At 46.8% G+C, this 20882-nt stretch carries 16 protein-coding genes; 7 read left to right on the top strand and 9 right to left on the bottom strand.

Going from position 1 to position 20882, the window contains the following annotated elements:
* Positions 1–400: 400 nt before the first annotated feature.
* On the top strand, positions 401–583 hold the full coding sequence (locus E5355_RS17355; protein WP_136011312.1) for a hypothetical protein: 183 nt from the start codon (positions 401–403) through the stop codon (positions 581–583).
* A 380-nt stretch (positions 584–963) separates the two neighbouring features.
* On the opposite strand, the gene E5355_RS17350 is transcribed toward E5355_RS17355, so the two are convergent.
* The gene (locus tag E5355_RS17350; RefSeq protein ID WP_136011311.1) at positions 964–2139 is read right to left on the bottom strand and encodes a glycoside hydrolase family 53 protein; all 1176 of its coding nucleotides are present in this window, start codon (positions 2137–2139) and stop codon (positions 964–966) included.
* A gap of 215 nt (positions 2140–2354) precedes the next feature.
* Here E5355_RS17350 and E5355_RS17345 point away from each other — a divergent pair, with 215 nt between their 5' ends.
* The 6 genes from E5355_RS17345 to E5355_RS17320 all read left to right on the top strand — a co-directional run bounded on the left by E5355_RS17345 (position 2355) and on the right by E5355_RS17320 (position 12998).
* Positions 2355–3359, top strand: a complete 1005-nt coding sequence (locus tag E5355_RS17345) for a LacI family DNA-binding transcriptional regulator (protein WP_136011310.1) — start codon at positions 2355–2357, stop codon at positions 3357–3359.
* Positions 3360–3378: 19 nt separating this feature from the next.
* Positions 3379–4752 (top strand): MFS transporter, encoded by a 1374-nt coding sequence (locus E5355_RS17340; RefSeq protein WP_136011309.1) that lies wholly within the window; start codon positions 3379–3381, stop codon positions 4750–4752.
* A 324-nt stretch (positions 4753–5076) separates the two neighbouring features.
* Positions 5077–7392 carry a family 65 glycosyl hydrolase domain-containing protein gene (locus E5355_RS17335; RefSeq protein ID WP_136011308.1) on the top strand — a complete coding sequence of 772 codons (2316 nt, stop codon included), beginning with the start codon at positions 5077–5079 and terminating at the stop codon, positions 7390–7392.
* Positions 7393–7557: 165 nt separating this feature from the next.
* On the top strand, positions 7558–8610 hold the full coding sequence (locus E5355_RS17330) for an efflux RND transporter periplasmic adaptor subunit (RefSeq protein WP_136011307.1): 1053 nt from the start codon (positions 7558–7560) through the stop codon (positions 8608–8610).
* Between the two features lie 49 nt (positions 8611–8659).
* A complete protein-coding gene (locus E5355_RS17325; RefSeq protein WP_136011306.1) occupies positions 8660–11689 on the top strand; it encodes an efflux RND transporter permease subunit in 3030 nt (1009 codons plus the stop codon).
* A 34-nt stretch (positions 11690–11723) separates the two neighbouring features.
* Complete coding sequence (locus tag E5355_RS17320) at positions 11724–12998, top strand: TolC family protein (RefSeq protein WP_136011305.1); 1275 nt, start codon at positions 11724–11726, stop codon at positions 12996–12998.
* Between the two features lie 86 nt (positions 12999–13084).
* Here E5355_RS17320 and E5355_RS17315 read toward each other — a convergent pair whose 3' ends face one another.
* The 8 genes from E5355_RS17315 to E5355_RS17270 all read right to left on the bottom strand — a co-directional run bounded on the left by E5355_RS17315 (position 13085) and on the right by E5355_RS17270 (position 20809).
* A complete protein-coding gene (locus tag E5355_RS17315; protein ID WP_136011304.1) occupies positions 13085–14320 on the bottom strand; it encodes a sodium ion-translocating decarboxylase subunit beta in 1236 nt (411 codons plus the stop codon).
* A complete protein-coding gene (locus E5355_RS17310) occupies positions 14320–16155 on the bottom strand; it encodes a biotin/lipoyl-containing protein (RefSeq protein WP_136011303.1) in 1836 nt (611 codons plus the stop codon). The genes E5355_RS17315 and E5355_RS17310 overlap by 1 nt, the downstream gene beginning before the upstream one ends.
* Positions 16156–16193: 38 nt before the next feature.
* Positions 16194–16451, bottom strand: a complete 258-nt coding sequence (locus tag E5355_RS17305) for an OadG family protein (protein WP_136011302.1) — start codon at positions 16449–16451, stop codon at positions 16194–16196.
* Between the two features lie 192 nt (positions 16452–16643).
* Complete coding sequence (locus tag E5355_RS17300; protein ID WP_136011301.1) at positions 16644–17135, bottom strand: HU family DNA-binding protein; 492 nt, start codon at positions 17133–17135, stop codon at positions 16644–16646.
* 385 nt (positions 17136–17520) lie between these two features.
* Positions 17521–18318 carry a hypothetical protein gene (locus E5355_RS17290; RefSeq protein ID WP_136011300.1) on the bottom strand — a complete coding sequence of 266 codons (798 nt, stop codon included), beginning with the start codon at positions 18316–18318 and terminating at the stop codon, positions 17521–17523.
* Positions 18319–18704: 386 nt separating this feature from the next.
* Positions 18705–19115: a hypothetical protein gene (locus tag E5355_RS17280; protein WP_136011299.1), complete on the bottom strand. Its 411-nt coding sequence runs from the start codon at positions 19113–19115 to the stop codon at positions 18705–18707.
* 165 nt (positions 19116–19280) lie between these two features.
* Positions 19281–20246: a DUF4407 domain-containing protein gene (locus E5355_RS17275; protein ID WP_136011298.1), complete on the bottom strand. Its 966-nt coding sequence runs from the start codon at positions 20244–20246 to the stop codon at positions 19281–19283.
* 2 nt (positions 20247–20248) lie between these two features.
* Positions 20249–20809: a hypothetical protein gene (locus tag E5355_RS17270; RefSeq protein ID WP_136011297.1), complete on the bottom strand. Its 561-nt coding sequence runs from the start codon at positions 20807–20809 to the stop codon at positions 20249–20251.
* Between the last annotated feature and the right edge of the window lie 73 nt (positions 20810–20882).

Here is a 20882-nt window from a genome sequence, read left to right as displayed (position 1 = left end):
GACTAAATACTAATATATTAATCGCAGTGGTTGGATTTTTATCGCACCACTACTAAGTTAACAATATTAATTACCTATATATATTATTCGAAAAATAATTTTCGTACTTTCGCTTTCTAACGTCTTTCAAGTACCCAAAGCATGACGCAACAAAAATATGCTTTATTACTTTAGTAAAGTATAAAGAGAGTGTAAAATGTGGGAAACGAACAGTGCAAACGATTGCATATTTCATCTTTCAGCACCTTCACCTTTTTCTCCCAAACTCCCTATTCATCGGATTTTCCGGTGAGACCTCTTTCTTTCGTGCCGCCGCATCTCACAAGTAACTTTCCCGACTATCATACGAATCGCATATCCACCTTTGATTCCGCATTTTTCCCTCCTAACATAACTTGTTATGATTCAACAGACAACTACTGCAAAAATCCGCAACAGCTTTGCAGTAATACTGCAACAGTTTTGCAGTGTCGCTGCAACCAGCTTTGCAGTAGCGCTGCAACAGCTTTGCAGTAGCGCTGCAACAGCTTTGCAGTGTCGCTGCAACCAGCTTTGCAGTGTCGCTGCAACAGCTTTGCAGTAACTTTGCAACAAGTTTGCAATGACGCCGCATTCCCATGCAGTGAAGCAGACAACAAGCAATTGCCAATCTGCGCGCCCTTAACCGAGGGCGGGTACAAGATAAAACAAGTTTCACCGAAAAAGCCGATGAATAGGGAGTTTGAGAGAAAAGGTGAAAGGGCTGTCTGCCGGACAAAGGTTGCCGTCCTTATCTACGACGCGGACAGTGATATACGCCAAGTCTTTACCGAAGCTTGCTTTTCAAGGTCTTGCACAACCGCTACCTCCAGCAAATCGTTGTTGCGGTCGAATAGACCAAAGATGTCCTAATCATGAGAAGCGCAGCAGGAAAAGATAAGTATGGTCTTTCTCATTCTTCTTTAAAAGATTTTGTTAATATAATTATTTAAAAGCATCCATTATCACAGTGGGGCGGCCGTCTTCTGTGAATGCCCCCAGCCGATATTGGTTCGGCCTGCATTCCGGTTCCCAGTAGAACACGCCCTTACAGCGTCCGCCGGTATTCTCTTTGCACTCTTTCAGGACACGGGCCAGTTGGCGTTTCCCTTCTGCCAGCACGGAAGCACTTGCCAGATTCCCTTTGTCGTCGGCACACTCCATGCCGGTTTCCACCACCATCACATCACAGTTGTATTTCCGGGCTACGCTATTAATATTGGCAATACACTCGGTGATAGTTCTATCAGCTGTATATTCCTTGTGCTCGAGCATCGTCCAGTAAGGATAGAGCGACATGCCTATCATATCCCACTTACCGCCATTGGCTCTCAGTTCATCAAAGAACCAGGTATACAATTCGTTGTCATATCCATTGTCCAGATGGACGATGACAATGGCATCGTCGAAGACGGACTTTACCGCATCGTATCCTACATTGATAAAAGCAGCCAGGTTGGCAAAGTTCTCACGGTATTTCACTTCCTCGGAAGTGCTGCCGGAATCCTTTACATCACATTCCCTCACATCATAGGACGCACCACTCAATGCAGCATCTTCATCCCAAAGCATCCCCAGACGGATTTCATTGCCTACCTGAACCCACTTGGGAGTAACTCCTGCCGCTTTCAGCGCATTAAGTACATCGGCAGTATGGCCGGCGATGGCTTTCTTCAAGTCGGCCAAGTTCAGTCCTTTCCATGCAGCAGGCTTATGCTGCTGTCCAGGGTCGGCCCACCAGTCACTGTAATGGAAGTCTACCATTACATCCATACCCAGCCCTGCGGCACGCTTGGCTTTCGTCACCAAATCGGCCGTATTGCACCAGTTATCATGTTCTTTGGGATTGAACCATACTCTGAGTCGAACCGCATTCAGGCCCAAATCCTTCATCAGCTGAAAACAATCGGTCTCCACACCGGAGGTATTGTAGAATTTCATACCCTTATGTTCCATCTCCGTCACCCAACTGATGTCGGCACCTTTAGCAAAGTCCGTAGCCAGAGATTCCTCCTTATCGGGAAGTCCGCCGACGCTGGAATCTGTTTCATTATTGCTGCTGCATGCAAATACGGCAAAGGCAATACAAAAAAAGAAAGTCAAGAATTTCATGTGTTTCATGGCAATATCATCATTTATTGTATACCGCAAATATAAGCATTTAGGGAATACAGAACCGTAATTCGCCTTAATTTGTCAAAGCATAAGAAACCGCAATCGTTTGCACAAACTTACAACCCGATAAACCTCAACGGATAAGCACAATTTACCTTATTACGTTATTTTTGCAATCGGATTAAGGAAGTTTACCTTATCTTTGTCCTCAAAACTATACCATGAATAAACCGCAAATTACCATCAAGGATATTGCCCGGGCGCTGAATGTCTCCCCTTCCACCGTGTCAAGGGCGCTGAAAGACAATCCGGACATCAGCAAGGAAACACGTGACCTTGTCCATGCCTATGCGCGCGAACATAATTATAAGCCCAATGTACTGGCTGTAAACCTCCGCGCAAGCCGCAGCAACACCATCGGCGTCATTGTTCCCCAACTGGTACACCACTTCTTTTCCTGCGTATTGAGCGGAATTGAGAAAGCGGCGGCGGATGCCGGTTATAATATCATAGTAGCACAAAGCAACGAATCGTATGAGCAGGAAGTGAAGATTGTGCATTCTTTCCTTGCCGCCCGTGTCTGCGGAGTCATCGCTTCACTTGCCAAGGACACTTCGCGATACGACCATTACCAAGAATTGCTGAACAATGACATCCCCGTCGTCTTTTACGACCGCATCTGCACGGGACTGAAAACCGAACGAGTAGTGGTAGACAACTATGCCGGCTCTTTTGCCGCAGTGGAATACATGATACAGACCGGATGCAAGCGTATCCTTTTCTATGGTGCGGCTCCCCACCTGGAGATTACCAAAAACCGCCGGAACGGCTATCTGGATGCCATGAAGAAGTATAAGATTCCGGTGGACGACAGCATGATTCTGTTGTGCGACACCCGCGAACGCGCCATCTCCATCACTCCCGACCTGCTGGAAAGCAGAAAACGCCCTGACGGCTTCTTTGCCATCAACGACGAGACAGCCTCGGGCATACTGTATGCCTGCAAACTGGTCGGCGTAAAAGTTCCCGATGAAGTATCCATCTGCGGATTCACTGACGGAGCCATTGCCCAAAGCACCGACCCGAAGCTGACTACCGTGGAACAGCATGGCGAGGAAGTGGGTAAAAGCGCTTTCAGCATTCTGACCGGAAAGCTGGAAGGAGAAGAGAAAAGCAGCAACAAGATAGTACGTACCAATCTGGTGATAAGAGGAACTACGAAATAATAAAACATATTAAACCATCATGAAAGTAAAACCCGATTTAAGTTTTTGGAAGCTATGGAACATCAGCTTCGGTTTTTTCGGCGTACAGATTGCATACGCTTTACAGAGTGCAAACATAAGCCGTATCTTTTCCACTTTGGGTGCAGACCCGCATAATTTGAGTTATTTCTGGATACTTCCGCCGTTGGCAGGTATCATTGTACAACCCATCGTGGGAGCTGCCAGTGACAAGACCTGGACACGCTTCGGACGGCGCATTCCTTATCTGTTTATAGGTTCGTTGGTAGCCGTACTCGTCATGTGCCTGCTGCCCAATGCCGGAAGCTTCGGCATGGCAGTAAGCACGGCCATGATTTTCGGACTGGTATCGCTGATGTTCCTCGACACCTCCATCAATATGGCCATGCAACCCTTCAAAATGATGGTGGGCGACATGGTGAACGAGAAACAAAAAGGACTCGCCTACTCCATCCAGAGTTTTCTCTGCAATGCAGGCAGCCTGGTGGGCTATCTCTTCCCGTTCATCTTTGCATGGATTGGAATCAGCAATACAGCTCCCCAAGGCGTAATCCCCGACTCGGTGATTTACTCGTTCTACATCGGAGCGGCCATCCTTATCTTCTGCGTCATCTACACTTCGATTAAAGTAAAAGAGATGCCGCCTGCCGAATATGCAGAGTATCATGGCATCACCGAAGAAGAAGAACACGAAAAGACCAACATGCTGAAGCTGCTCATAAAGGCTCCGAAAGCATTCTGGACTGTCGGACTGGTACAGTTCTTCTGCTGGTTTGCCTTCATGTTCATGTGGACTTATACCAACGGCAGTATCGCTGCCAATGCCTTTGATGCTCCTACAGTAAAGCATCTGGTGGATGGCGTTACCAAAGTTGTGCTCGACACCAAGAGCCTGCAATACCAGAATGCCGCTGACTGGGTAGGCGTGCTGTTTGCCGTGCAAGCCATCGGCTCCGTGCTTTGGGCCATCTGCATACCGATGTTCAAAGACCGCCGCCGGGTCTACTCACTCAGCCTTGTTCTGGGAGGTATAGGCTTCATTTCCACCTACTTCATGCACGACCCTTATATGCTGTTCATTTCCTTCCTGCTGATAGGTTGCGCATGGGCTGCCATGCTGGCACTGCCGTTCACCATCCTGACCAACGCACTGAGCGGAGGACACATGGGTACTTATCTTGGACTTTTCAACGGAACTATCTGTATCCCGCAGATTATAGCGGCAGCCTTGGGCGGCACCATCCTTGCCTTGTTTACTCCCAAAGGAGCACTACCTCCCGAAATCAATATGCTTGTGCTGGCAGGAATCATGCTGATAATCGGTGCCGCCTGCGTATACCTCATCAAAGAGAACCAAGGAGAAAAAAGCAAGTAAGCACACACCTCCGAGACATAACGCACAAAGAACCGAGACCGGCACACCGTACAAAGGACAGCCGTTATCTTTGTAATAAAGACATGAATCATACCGTATAATTATGGCAATCATACGGTATGATTCATGTCTTTATTACATACCGTATGATTGTTACCTCTTCTCCTGACCGTACATAGCACCTATTACTGACGAGACTACCAGCCCTCCGGCAAGAAAGCAGGTGAAAAAAGCCTGCCGCACGCTTGTTTTTTCCTTTTCATTTCTTCTTTATTTCCGCATATTGCTTAACTTTACGGCGATAACTACAGAAAACACGTCGCCATGAAGAAATACCTCAAGACCGATGAATGGAATATCATCGAAGACCAGTTCCACCCCGACTGTCAACGGATGTCGGAAAGTATATTCAGCCTCGGAAACGGACGTTTCGGGCAACGGGGGTATTTTGAGGAGCCTTACAGCAGTGACAGTTACCGTGGTTCATTTGTGGCCGGCATCACTTTTCTGGACAAGACCCGCGTAGGATGGTGGAAGAACGGATTTCCCCCATATTACACCCGCATACCCAAGGCTGCCGACTGGAGCCGCATCAACCTGCGCCTCATCGATGAGGAACTCGATTTGGCAGATTGGGATGTCGACAGCTTCAACCGCCGCCTGGATATGAAGGAAGGTATCTCTTACCGGGACATGGAGGTGACATCTCCTCGCGGAAACCAACTCCGCATCCATGTAGAACATATCACAAATATGGCAAGACCCAACCTCTGCCTCATCAAGTACAGCGTATCTTCCATCAACTATACCGGCAGAATCTCGCTCGTGCCCATCCTTGACGGAAATATGGTAGACAATGCCGACCTGCCAAGCCTGAAAATATGGAACATCCTGCGTTCCGGTTCTACCAGTGACTGTGCCTATCTTTGGACACAGACCCGCCGGGAAGACGCACAAGTGTGCTACGCCATGACTTACCACTTCTTCAAAAACAACAAAGAAACCACTGCCAACCCCATACGGATAGAAAAGGAAAAGCAGACCGGTTTCAGCGTAGGTGCCGACGTGAAACCCGGAAACAACGTGACTCTCATCAAATATACCGCCATCGCTTCTTCCCTCTATCACGAACGGAGTGAATTGGTAGAGCACTCCGTGGCCGAGGCACTCGAAGCCAAGAGCATAGGCTGGAATACGCTGGTAGAAGAGCATCGAAGGGCCTGGCAGGAAATCTGGGACGAAACGGATGTCGTCATCGAAGGGGACCCGGAAGCTCAGCAAGGTATCCGGTACAACATATTCCAGCTGTATCAGACTTACCGGGGAGATGACCCACGCCTGAACATCGGCCCCAAAGGATTCACCGGAGAAAAATATGGAGGTAATACTTACTGGAACACGGAATTGTGCTGTGTACCGTTTTTTCTGTTATCCACTCCTAAAGAGATTGCAAAGAACTTACTGGCATATCGGCACCACCAGCTTTCCAAAGCCATAGAAAATGCCCGAAAACTGGGTTTTAAGGAGGGTGCTGCGTTGTTTCCACAGGCAACCAACAACGGAGAGGAATGCCACAGCGAATGGGAAATAACCTTCGAGGAAATCCATCGTAACAATATCATTGTCTATGCCATCGTTCAGCATGCAGTGTTGACGGGCAATATGGACTATATTGCCAAAGATGGTCTGGAAGTAATGATTGCCGTCAGCCGTTTCTGGAGCCAACGGGTATCCTTCTCACAACCCAAACAAAAATATGTCATACTGGGAGTTACCGGCCCGAATGAATATGAAAATAATGTGGACAACAACTGGTACACCAACTATTCCTGCATACAGTGCCTCAAGATGACCCTCCGTTTTCTGGAAATGGTGGCACAGCAATATCCGGATGAATATGCCCACATACGCCGTATCACCAATCTCGACCAAGTGGAGGAAAGCGCCCGGTGGAGAGACATCATCGAACACATGTACCTGCCGGAAGACAAGGAACGGGGTATTTTCATCCAGAATGACGGCTATATGGATAAAGTACTGGAAAGTACAGACAACATTCCTGCCGAAGAACGCCCCATCAACCAACATTGGTCATGGGATCGCATTCTGCGCTCTTGCTACATCAAGCAGAGCGACGTATTGCTCGGACTTTACCTTTATTATTTCTATTTCGACACGGAAACCGTCCGCCGCAATTTCGAGTTCTATGAGCCGATGACCGTACACGAATCCTCCCTTTCTCCCCACATCCATTCCATCTTGGCTGCACGCATCGGTAAAGTGGAAAAAGCTTACCAACTTTTCCTGCATGCCACACGACTTGACTTGGATGACTACAACAACGAAGCAGACCAAGGTCTGCACATTACCAGTATGCCCGGCAGCTGGATGGCCATCGTACGCGGATTCGCAGGCATGCAGGTATTGAAAGGGACATTGTGTTTCTCCCCCGTCATACCACAAAAATGGGACAGCTATTCATTCAAGGTAAATTATTTAAGGAACACGCTTCACATACGGGTAGGAAAAGAAATAGAAATCTCGCTTACAGCAGGCAGCAAAGTGGATATACAAGTCTACGGACACCAATATACGCTGGAACGGGGAACGGAATTGAAAATCAATGTGCCAATATGCTAATGTGCCAATAACCTGCGGCGTGATAGCGCGGTATGAACATTGCGCAGCCAATTAGCACATTGGCACATTAAATCATCATTTATCATATAACCGGGAGAACATTTGGTTGTTTTCCCGGTTTTATGTTTTATATACTTGAACGAATAACCATACACTTGTTTACCAATGAAAAAAATGTTTCTTTTCGCCCTGGTTACGACGTTGCTCATCACGTCATGCGGGCAAAAACAAAAGGGTAGCAATACCCTTATCCGACCGGTGAATACTGCGCAAGTCAGCTCACAGACGATTATCCGCAAAGACTTCTCCGGAATGGTAGAAGCCGTGGAATATGTGAGGCTTGCCTTCCGCGTCAGCGGACAAGTCGTCAGCCTTCCGGTTGTAGAGGGACAGCGGGTAAAGAAGGGGCAACAGATTGCCGCCATCGACCCGCGTGACATCTCCCTGCAATATGCAGCTGACAAGGCTGCCTACGAAACAGCCGCCGCACAAGTGGAACGCAACAAACGGCTGCTTGACCGCCAGGCTATCTCCGTGCAGGAATACGAAATCAGCGTAGCCAACTATCAGAAAGCAAAATCCGCCTACGAGCTCTCCGGCAACAATATGCGGGATACGCGGCTGACAGCCCCTTTCGACGGTTCCATCGAAAAAAGGCTGGTAGAGAACTACCAGCGTGTCAATGCGGGAGAAGGGATTGTGCAGCTGGTAAATACACAGAAGCTACGAATCAAGTTCACCGTACCGGATGACTATCTCTATCTGCTTCGTGCCAAGGACGTAAAGTTCAAGGTGGTGTTCGACAGCTACCCCGCGGAGGCTTTCGACTCCAGACTGGAAGAGTATCTTGACATCTCCACGGCAGGGACGGGCATTCCGGTGACAATAGCAATTGACGACCCGCACTTTGACCGTGCACGTTATGACGTAAAACCGGGATTCACATGCAAAATAAAGCTGGCATCGGATGTCGCTCCTTTTCTTGAAGAAAAGCTGATGAATATACCGTTAAGTGCCGTGTTCGGTGACAGTGAAAACCAAAAAACGTATGTATGGGTGGTGGAAGACAATAAAGTCAGCCGCCGCGAAGTGAGCGTTTATTCTCCAACAGGAGAGGAAAACCTGCTTATCTCCAAAGGGCTGGAACCGGGAGAAACCGTTGTGACGGCCGGAGTATACCAGCTGACAGAAGGAGAAGCAATAAAGGTACTAATGTGATTAATCACATTGGCGCATCAGATTCCCATTTATCTAAAAAATATTCATTATGAATCTAGCCAAATATTCATTAGACAACACGAAGATTGTGTACTTCTTTCTGGCTGTGCTGCTTGTCGGCGGCATACTGTCGTTCGGCAGGTTGGGAAAGAAGGAAGACGCACCTTTCGTCATCAAGTCGGCAGTCATCACGACACGCTATCCGGGAGCGGAGCCGGCAGAAGTGGAACGGCTCGTCACCGAACCCATCTCCCGCGAAATACAGTCGATGAGCGGCGTCTACAAGATAAAGTCAGAGTCCATGTACGGACTCTCCAAGATAACCTTCGAGCTGCAACCGTCACTCTCTGCCGCATCCATTCCGCAGAAGTGGGACGAGTTGCGGCGCAAAGTACTCAACATACAGCCCCAACTGCCCGCAGGAGCTTCTGTGCCGACCGTCTCGGATGATTTTGGAGACGTTTTCGGCATCTATTACGGTCTGGTGGGTGACGAAGGTTTCTCTTACGAAGAAATGAGAAACTGGGCGGAACGAATCAAGACACAAGTCATCACGGCAGACGGTGTGATGAAGGTAGCCCTTTTCGGTACACAAACAGAGGTCATCCATATATTCATCTCCGTAAACAAGCTGGCCGGAACGGGCATCGACCCCAAACAGCTGGCCGGCCTGCTGCAATCGCAGAACCAGATTATCAATACGGGTGAAATCAGTACCGGAGAACAACAATTACGCATCGTGGCCAACGGTACCTACACGACTGTCGATGATATCCGAAACCAGATCATCACCACCTCCGGCGGACAAATCAGATTGGGCGACATCGCCATCATTGAAAAAGGGTACATGGAACCTCCCGGCAATATCATGCACGTCAACGGGAAGCGCGCCATCGGTATCGGCATCTCCACCGACCCGACAAAGGATGTGGCAAAAACCGGTGAACTGGTAGACCGGAGGCTTGCCGAACTCATGCCCCTCATCCCCGTGGGGCTGGAACTGGAAAGTCTGTATCCCGAAAATGTGATTGCCCAAGAAGCCAACAACGGGTTCATCATCAATCTGATAGAATCCATCCTGATTGTGATTGTAATCATCATGCTGGTGATGGGCATGCGTGCAGGAGTACTGATTGGCTCTTCCCTTATATTCTCTATCGGAGGCACACTGCTCATTATGTCGTTTCTTGGCGTAGGTCTGAACCGGACCTCCCTCGCCGGATTCATCATAGCCATGGGAATGCTGGTGGACAATGCCATCGTGGTGACAGACAATGCCCAGATTGCCATTGCCCGTGGCATCGACCGCCGGAAAGCGCTGATGGACAGTGCCACCGGTCCCCAATGGGGATTGCTGGGAGCAACGTTCATTGCCATCTGTTCATTTCTGCCACTGTATCTGGCTCCCTCTTCCGTAGCCGAAATCGTGAAACCGCTATTCATAGTGCTGGCCATTTCCTTGGGATTAAGTTGGGTGCTGGCGTTGACACAAACCACTACATTCGGCAACTTCATACTGAAAGCAAAGGCTAAAGACGATAGCAAGGATCCATACGACAAGCCTTTCTACCATAAATTCGCTTCCATCCTTGGCACACTGATACGCAAGAAGACGTTGACCCTCGGAAGCGTTACCGCATTGTTCGTCCTCTCCCTCGTCGTCATGGGACTGATGCCCCAGAACTTCTTCCCTTCTCTGGACAAACCCTACTTTCGGGCAGATGTATTCTATCCGGACGGGTACAGCATCCGTGAAGTAGAAACCGAAATGAAAAAGGTGGAAGCGCATCTGATGCAGCAGCCGGAAGTGAAACGGGTATCCGTCACATTCGGCAGCACGCCGTTGCGTTACTATCTGGCCTCCACTTCCGTCGGTCCCAAACCTAACTTCGCCAATATCCTGGTGGAAGTAACGGACAGCAAATATACCAAAGAGTACGAAGAGAGGCTTGATGCCTACATGAAAGCCAACTATCCCAACGCCATCACCCGTACCATGTTGTTCAAACTCTCCCCTGCCGTAGATGCCGCCATCGAAATCGGGTTCATCGGCAATAATGCGGACACGCTGGTAATGCTGACCAACAAGGCTCTGGACATCATGCACCGTGACGGCGAACTTATCAACGTACGCAACTCCTGGGGCAATAAGATACCGGTATGGCATCCCGTTTACAGTCAGGAGCGCGCACAACCGTTGGGTATCTCCCGTCAAAGTATGGCACAGAGCATCCAGATCGGTACGAACGGCATGACACTTGGGGAATATAGGGAAGGAGACCAAGTACTTCCCGTTCTGTTGAAGAATAAAACCATCGACTCTTTCCGCATCAACGACTTGCGTACACTCCCCGTATTCGGCACTGCACGCGAAACAACCACTCTGGAACAAGTCGTCAGCCGGTTCGACCTCCAGTACAAGTTCTCCAATGTGAAAGACTACAACCGGCAGATGGTGATGATGGCGCAGGCCGACCCACGCCGCGGTGTGAATGCCATTGCCGCCTTCAACCGTATATGGAAGCAAGTGCAAGAGGAGATTGAAGTGCCCGAAGGTTACACCATGAAATACTTCGGAGAGCAGGAAAGCCAGGCAGAAAGCAATGCCGCACTGGCAGCTAACCTGCCGCTGACATTCTTCCTTATGTTCGTCACCTTGCTGTTTCTGTTCCGCAGCTACCGGAAGCCGATTGTTATCCTGCTGATGCTGCCGCTTATCTTTATAGGTATTGTACTGGGACTGGTGGTATTGGGGAAATCATTCGACTTCTTCTCCATCCTCGGCTTGCTGGGGCTGATTGGAATGAATATCAAGAATGCCATCGTGCTGGTGGACCAGATTGATACGGAAACCGCTGCCGGAAAAGCACCGCGTGATGCTGTTATCAGTGCAACGACCACCCGTATTGTCCCGGTGGCCATGGCATCGGGTACCACTATCCTGGGAATGTTGCCGTTATTGTTCGATGCCATGTTCGGCGGCATGGCGGCAACCATCATGGGTGGTTTGCTGGTAGCCTCGGCATTGACTCTATTCGTGCTGCCGGTGGCTTATTGCGCCATTCATAAAATCAAATGAGAGAACATTCAACAATTTACAGTTTACCAATTGAATGATGAAAACAAATATACTTATCCTATCATTACTGTGCTTCGGACTGAATGCCGGGGCGCAACAAACCTATCTGAGCCGCGAAGAATACCGCGACAAGGTAGAAGCATACAGCCAGATTCTAAAACAACAGCATCTGAAAACATTCGCCAGTACCGAGGCACGCAAGATTGCCTCCACCGGTTTCCTGCCCCAGATTGACATCACCGCCGAGGGTACCGCCAATCTCAATCATCTGGACCAATGGAACAGTCCGAAAGGAGACTACCGCCCTTATACCTATCAGGCACTTGCCACCCTGACCCAACCGCTTTATGCCGGAGGTTCCCTGATAGCTCAAAAGAAAATGGCCCAAGCCGACGAGGCACTGGAGCAACTTACCACAGAACTGACCCTCGACCAGATACACTACCAAAGTGATGCCATCTATTGGAATGCCTCTGCCGCCCGTGCCGGCCTGACGGCAGCAACCACCTTTCTAAACATTGTACAACAGCAGTACGACATCATCCAAGACCGCTTCGACGAGGGTGCCATCAGCCGCACAGACTTGCTGATGATCTCCACCCGGCATAAGGAGGCCGAATTGCAGTACATCAAGGCACGCCAAAAACATACCCTTGCCCTGCAACAGCTGAACATTCTGATGGGCTCGGAACCGAACGCTCCCATAGACAGCATAGCCGAAATAGATATACCGACTACCCCCATCATTCCTTTGGGCCTGGATGATGTACTGCCCCGCCGGGCAGAATATGCCAGTACCTCCGTGAACATCGCCCGCAGTGAAGCGCAACGGCATGCCGCCCTCAGCCGCTACAACCCACAAGTCAGCATGTTCCTCGCTACCGGTTGGGATACGGGAATCGCCTATATGGGGCAGGATGTACCTCATACTCCCGTCGCAGGGGTCAATGTCAGCATCCCCATCTTCCGTTGGGGAGCCCGCTTCAAGACAAACCGACAACAGAAAGCCTATATCGGCATACAGAAGCTGCAACAAAGCTATGTAACGGACAATATCCTGGAAGAACTCTCCGCAGCCACCACAAAACTGACGGAAACTGAACAGCAAGTCAGGACTGCCCGGGAGAATATGACACTCGCCGAAGAGAATCTGGACCTTGTCACTTTCTCCTATAATGAAGGAAAAGCCAGCATGGCAGATGTATTGTCCGCACAACTCTCGTGGACGCAGGCACACACCAACCTGATTGATGCGTATCTGGCAGAGAAAATGGCGGTAGCTGAATATAGGAAGGTGATTAGTGAATGAAATGCTCCTTAAAAAACATACAAAAAACTCCGGCATAGCTTTACAAAGCCATACCGGAGTTTCTTTATATTTTTCCTACAGACTGTTTATCCCAGGAACGAAATCAGCACACCCGCCGCAACAGCCGACCCGATTACACCGGAGATATTACTGGACATACAGTAATTCAGCACATGGTTCTTAGGGTCATATTTCGTTGCAATATCATTGCAGACACGGCTTGCCATGGGCACGGCACTCAATCCGGTTGCACCAATCAACGGATTAATCTTCTTTTTGCTGAACAAGTTGAACAGCTTTACAAAAAAGATACCGCCGGTAATGGACAGTGCAAACGCCAGGAAGCCGCCGATTACGATACCAATGGTCGTCCAGTTCAAGAAAGCCTCACTGGTCATGGTGGCACCCACGCTCAGTCCAAGGAAAATAGTAGCCGCATTCATAATACTGTTGGCTGCCGCATCGAACAGACGGCTCGTATCAGAACCTATTTCCTTAATCAGGTTACCAAACATCAACATACCAATCAAAGGCACTGCCGTGGGCACAAACAAGGCGACAACCGTAGTCACAGCAATCGGGAAGATAATCTTCAATACACGCAGATTCTTAATCTCGATTTTCGAAGGATACAGTTTCTCCTGCTCCTTCATGTTAATCATCAATTCCTTCTTGGTACAGAACAGCTTCACCACCATCGGAATGATGACCGGTACCAGCGCCATATAAGAATAAGCAGCAATGGCAATAGGACCCAGCAAATGAGGAGCCAGCTTAATGGTAGTAAAGATAGCGGTAGGACCATCGGCACCACCGATAATACCTAACGCACCCGCTTCCTGCGGAGTAAAACCCATCAACACGGCACAAAGCAGCACGGTAAAGATACCCAACTGGGCCGCTGCACCGAATATGGAGAGACGCAAGTTACGAAGCATCGGACCGAAATCAGTCATCGCACCCACACCCATAAAGATGACAGGAGGCAGGAAACCGGTCTTAATCAGCATGTAATAGATGAAGTTCATCAGTCCGAGGTCATGCGCGATTTCGTGCAACGGCATCTCCCAAATATTCTTCATTACCCCGCCTACCATGACCATTCCGTTCTCGTCCGCCTGAACCACACCCATGTCACCACCGGGAAAGTTGGCAATGAGCACACCGAAAGCGATGGGCACCAGCAACAGCGGTTCATAGTGTTTCTTGATACCTAAATAAAGCAGGATGAAAGCGATGGCATACATCACGAGGAACGACGGATCGGCAATGATGTTGCTGAAGGCCGTCATGTCATAGAGTTTTGCAAATATATCTTCCATTATCCTATCTTCATTAATACATCATCTTCAGAAACAGAATCGCCGGGGTTGACACAGATAGCCGTCACCGTTCCATCAAAATCCGCACGGATGGCATTGTATGTCTTCATGGCTTCGATATAGCAAAGCAGGTCGCCTTTCTTCACCTTATCGCCTACCTTCAACGAAGTTTCCTGCGTGTTCTTGGTCAGGAAGAACTTGCCTTCCAACGGAGCAGGCACATCCTGTCCTTCGCCTACGGAAGCAGAAACCTTGTCTGTGGCCGAGGCGGGCAGGTCGATATCGCCATAGGCTACCGTCACGCGGTAAGCCTGACCGTCCACCTGCACGGTGAGCGTCTTGGGTTTGGCATCGTCCAGCGGAGACTTGTCACGTTCGGCACGACGTTTTTCCACGTCTTCCAGGAAGTCTTGTTTTGCCTTGCCGCTCTTATAGGCCTCGTATTGAGCCGGGTGCATGGCGTACTCGAAGAGTTCTTCGTCGTCCTCGCCCAATTCCCATTTGTTTTCCTTCATCAGCTTGCGGTACTTGTCCAAAGCATCGGGGTAGTTGTCTTGCGGATTGCCGGTGAAAAACTTGCGTCCTTCGCGCTCCGCTTTTTCGATAAGTTCAGGAGCCAATTCACCCGGCAACTTACCGGCTTTGCCCAACAGCATATCCCAGATATCATCGGCAATCATGCCCCAGCGTTCCTTGCCCTTCTCCATAGCAATGACGTTCATCATGGAGAGGTTCTTGACGTACTGGCTGAACGGAGTCACCAATGGAGGATAACCTACGCGCGGCCAAACGTATGCCACTTCATTGAACAACTTAATGAGCAATTCGTCCTGCTTCATGAAAGGCAGGTTGCGTTTTGCCTTGTATTTGTTGATGGATTCCAAGTTGGACTCCAAGTCGGCCATCAGACTGCCCATCATGCCGCCCGGCAGTCCGGGACCAATCAGCAGGGAGTTCATCAAGCGGTTGCGTGGACTGATATACAAGCCGAGGAAGTCGTCCATAAACTCCTGGATGAGGGCACGTACCTTCATATATGCCTCCATATTGATTTCGGGCACCTGGAAGCCTGCATCTTTCAGCATAGCCTGCACGCTGAGCAAGTCTGCATGTCCCGTACCCCATGACAGCGGTTCCATGCCTACGTCGATATAGTCGCAACCCGCCTCGCACACTTCAAGAATGCTTGCCATATTGAAACCGGGACCTGCATGGCTATGGTACTGGATAGGAATATCGGGATGTGCCGCCTTGATGTTGGCCACAATCTTACCTAGAGAAACCGGACGTCCGATACCTGCCATATCCTTGATGCAGATTTCGTCGGCACCTGCCTTGATAAGCTGCAAAGCCATGTTCGTGTAGTATTCTACTGTATGGATAGGTGAATGGGTGATACAGAGCGAACATTGGGAAATCATTCCGGCATCGTGTGCATAACCGATGGAAGGGATGATATTGCGGGTATCGTTCAGACCGCAGAAGGTACGCGTGATGTCCGTACCCTGCGCTTTCTTCACCTTATAGAACAACTTACGCACATCAGCGGGCACAGGACTCATGCGGAGGCCATTGAGGGCACGGTCTAACATGTGGGTCTGGATACCGGCTTCATGGAACGGCTTCGTCCACTCGCGCACGGCTTTATTCGGATTCTCCCCAAACAGCAGATTTACTTGTTCAAAACCTCCGCCATTGGTTTCCACGCGCGCAAAACAACCCATCTCGATGATGGCGGGAGCTACTTTCACCAGCTGGTCAACGCGGGGTACATATTTTCCGGCACTCTGCCACATGTCCCTGAATACCAAGCTGAATTTAATTTCCTTTTTCATACTAATTTATTCGGTGTGTTTTTATTTTTATAATTGATTCAGATTTTTTCTACCTTAGCAACTTTACCCTTACCTTGTGTCACTACTGTTACGGCAGCACTGATAGCTGCCAGAATATTACCGGGGACAGGTGCGGGACCATTTGCCGCTGCTTTAGCCGGTGCCACCTCTTCGGGCGCATATTTATTCACCAATGCAATAAGAGCTTTTCCTAAGTTAATAACAATCAGCAGGATAGCGAAGACTGTTGCCATACCTACCACCATCAGCAAAAGTGCTGTATTCAAGTTCTCCATATTATAAATTATTAGTTATTCAGCCACATTTACGAAAAATCGCTCGAAATTAGCGATAATCCATTAAAGAAAGGCAGAGAAAAATGATAAAAGATGCTAAAAAGTAAAGCTTCCCGCACAACCAAGAGATTGTACGGGAAGCTTTTAGCATAGAAACTGTGTCGGTCATCAGTTACTTTCAAAGAAGGAGAATCAGCCCAACGGGTTCTCGCCTTGGTCACCGTCGCTGCCGCCGGGGTTGCCACTGTCGTCACCGCCGGTATTGCCGCCCGTAGAGGTAGAGGTCTTGCCCCATTCTTCCCAAACAATCTTCGTATTCACCATGCTGCGGGTAGTCACCTGACGGCCACTATTGCGCTCCACTTCGGGCAGGAAACGAACGCGCACTCCGTTAATCAGCGAAGCGCTTACCTCCGCAGCAGTCAGCACTCCTCTTTTGGTAGAGGTGGCAGTATAGTAGAAGGTGCCTACACCATCTATCTTCACAGTACGTCCCTGTCCCATGAAATTACTCAATACACGTCCCAAATTCTCCATCACTGCATATGTGTCACCACGGGTCACGGTAGAAATGACAGACAGTTCATCTGCCACTTCACGGGTAGTAACCGCCTTACCCCAGGTTACAGATTGAGGGTACCACAAATTGTTTACTTTCTTCTGAATTCTTCTAAAAAATGCCATAATCGTAATGTTTTAAATGATTAATTAATAATGATACGGTTTCTCTTGTCTCACCCGAGAAGCAGAAGTTTTCATCGTGAGGCCTCAACGATTCAGCCGTCTGCTTTTCTCAAATTCGATGTTGCAAAGTTAGGGCGGGAAACAAGGGAAAACAAGAAAATGGCATCTACAACCATTTTTCATAAATCATTTAAAAACAAAGGATTACAAAAACGCCGTCTCTACAAGGAGAGGGGAAAATAAAGAGGAAATAAGAAGAATAAGGTGGTAATCTCTACAAGCTATACACGCAAACCTCTGATAATGAATACGCCTATATCTTCCGGTCTCTACAGGGTAGTTGTCATAAGCTATTAAGCTTATCCTCCATAATAAAATCCTCCATTCATTCATTTTTCATATTAACATCTTCTGAACAGGCAAATCCTTTTATCCTCACCCGGTCTTTCTTTTTATCTTCCCTCTGAACATCACTCAAGGCAATAAACCGTCTTCTTACTTCCTGATGAGCAGAGAAAAAGCTATCTAAGACTGTAGTGAAGAGAAACTCTTTATCACTCATTTCTTTAGTAAAGAACATGCTATATTGACTATGCACCCCCAAAAGACTTTCATCCTTATCTATGGAATACACTGTCACAGGCATAGTAATCATATTAGCCTGATTTACTGCATCCTTTAAGTTTTCAATTTTAGGATCGTTCAAATCCAAAACGCTCCACCAGGGGTTATAAATCGTTAAAGTCGCATTCGACTCAATTTTCATGACAAAGCCCTCCCCTTGATACTTAAAACGTACGTCTTCTGTCTTTTTATCCACTTCCGGCTGACAGCCTATATTCCTTAGCGTATCAATTACCAGCTTTCTTATCTTCATATAAGGATAACATTTAAACAATTTTCTTGCCCGAACAATAATAAAATAAAGTAAAAACAAAACCAAAAACAATATAAAGCCTCCTATATAAGCAAAGCACCAGTCCTCCATACATGCTCCAACAACCCAACATGCAACAATGGCAACATACCAGATATATTTCCACACGAAAGCCTTGTTATTATCAGCAGCGCGATCTATACCTAACACAAAATGAGAGCAATCACTGTCATCCGTAGGCCTATAATATTCACAGTGAACACCTTTACCTATCCGACATTTGCTGCATTGAGCAACTTTAGTCATACATCATTTCCTTTCTTTATATGTAACTTTCAACACCCTCTTTCCATTATCTATCTCTATCTTTCCAAGCCTGCTCAATACAGATTGTCCCAACAACAGTGGTGCTTTTTGATTTTTCACAATTGAAGTTTTTATATTATTCAACTCCAGACCACCCAAATCCACATTCCGCAGATTGACAACCGTACCCTCCGTTATCTCTCGTAACTACTCAGCTATCTGCAATTGCTTATCTCATTGATTATCAATAAGTATTTATCAATCAACCCAACAGAATCGGTTTCAAAAGATCTAAAATGAAGCATATTGTTAATCATAACACATTGAATGATAATAAGTTTACATAGCTGAGTAGTTACTATCTCTCCATCAGTAGTTAAATAGTTTTAAAGATTATCCCAGAACTCCGGAGATTGTTGATCCATATCCAAATTATCATTATAATAAGGATTATCATCAATACTCTCCCAATCATCAGAATCATCCTCTTCAATATAATTCTCCTCTATTACATTTAAACTCTTAATAAATTCCTCTCTGTCAACAAAATCTTCACATTCTTCTACAAACCCAGAGCCACTTTCTGCTATATCCTCTACCCCATCCAATTGAGCAGCAAGCATGTCTTGCCCTTCAAAATCCTCATCTACCCTATCAAATTGCGCTCTTAACAAATCTTGTTCAACCGCTTCTTCTACATTATTATACTTTGCTTCAAGTGCTGCGTATGCATCTTCTTGTTCACTAATAGAAACTTGATTAGCAATAATTTCACGCATTGTCATTTCATCATCCATAATTAAATTTTGTTTTCCCAACTTTTATATCTCCTATTTAATCCTTTCTGTTACTTTATGCTCAACAATTTCCCACTATTTTTCAATTTCTAATTGACATTCTTTTCTTTTTCATAATTCCCACTTTTTGAAGTTACTAATTTTATACTCGCTTACTTTCTTAGCTTAACGTATATTTTTCACCAATTCATCCAAAGCTGTCGCTTTTACATTCAACTGATGTTCTATAATCAACTCATAATCACATTTCTTATCACCCACCTTACTGGCTACCACAAATAATTCCAAAGATACTAAAAATAAGAAAATGATAATATAGAAAACCATAGCTTCTTTCCGAGTAAGAATAATCTCCAGCATAGCCCTTAACTCTTCCAAGAAACCAATATTAGTTGATAATTCTTCACGCAAGCTATCTTCTACTCCTATTTTTTTCTGCACAAACTCATCTTGTTGTTTCCGTAATCTATCCAAATTAAGTCCATTCATTTCTACCTGCTTAGTCAGTGGATTCGGTACCAGAACCGACGAGACTGTAGTTTCAGGAATCTTTTTGTATGTACCATCTTCTTGCTGCACATTTTTATAAGTGGTAGTCGTAGTCACAGCTTTTTTCACAGGTTCCTTTGCTATCTCCTCATTCAACATTGCAGTTTTGCTTTCCAATGAATCGATATTTTGCTGAAGTTCATTCAACTTGTCTTCAATAGTCCTCAACCTTGAAGGCAACAACTCCACAACCTGTCTATCCGTTATCTCCACCATCTTCCTCTTTATGTCTTCACCAAATATCACCTGGTCCAATATCGAAGAACCTAAAACAGCCATAATCACTGCTATAAAAAAACGAAAAGCAAAAATGAATTTACTAGTCTTCACTGCCAATATTATCTGTCTTTCTATCTGAATTACTATAACTATAAAAATAACTGATGACAAAACACATCCCCATAAAGGTGTATGTACATAACGTTGGGCAAAACAAAAGCCCGTAAAACCCCACAAAATAATCAATATCAGCAAAGCCGCTGTATATTTCTTCAGATACTTAAAACTCGCTTCACTGCATTGCGATAAAATCCGCCTATTCCAACCTGTGAGAAAACATCCGAACTGCAACCACCATTTCATAATTAATTCCTCCTTTCAATTTGTTCTAATGACAATGCGCCAAGTCCTCTTAAAAAACCTCTTTCATAAGACAGGAGCATTCCTGTCATATAAGGCGCGTTTTCTTGAAAATCCCGTTCCATTTTATTTAACTCTTCCATATGCTGAAGCAACATCTCCTTCCTCATTTCAAGCTGTTTAACAAGGTCAACCAAACCGGCCTCAGAGCGAGATCTTATATGGAAATCCAAATTGCGCAGATTATCCGTGTATCTCAGCTTTACTTGACGAAACTTTATTTCCAGATTGCTACGAATCATAGATTTATTCATTTCCTTATACGAGACATCCGGATTAGACAATGCATCGTCATAACCTTTCGTCTCGTAGTCTTCCTTTAGGAAACTATAGATTAAATCAATAGGCATGCCGGTACCATAATTAATTAGCACCGTAGAACTGCTATTCCCAGCCGATTCTGTTTCATCAGTTTCCCGATTTCCATTCTCAACAATTTCTTCTGTCATTACAGGATCCCCTACGGAAAACTTCTGACGTTTTCTAAAATAATCAAATAAGCTCATACTATTTATGTTTTAATACATTAGTGTCCCATAAAAAATAGGGACTAGTTAAACATTAAATAAATTTGGCCCA

This window comes from Bacteroides muris (ex Afrizal et al. 2022) (assembly GCF_004793475.1).
Taxonomy (GTDB): Bacteria; Bacteroidota; Bacteroidia; order Bacteroidales; family Bacteroidaceae; genus Bacteroides; species Bacteroides muris.
Note: the sequence above shows the minus strand (reverse complement) of the source record. Positions and strands in the feature narration are given on the sequence as shown.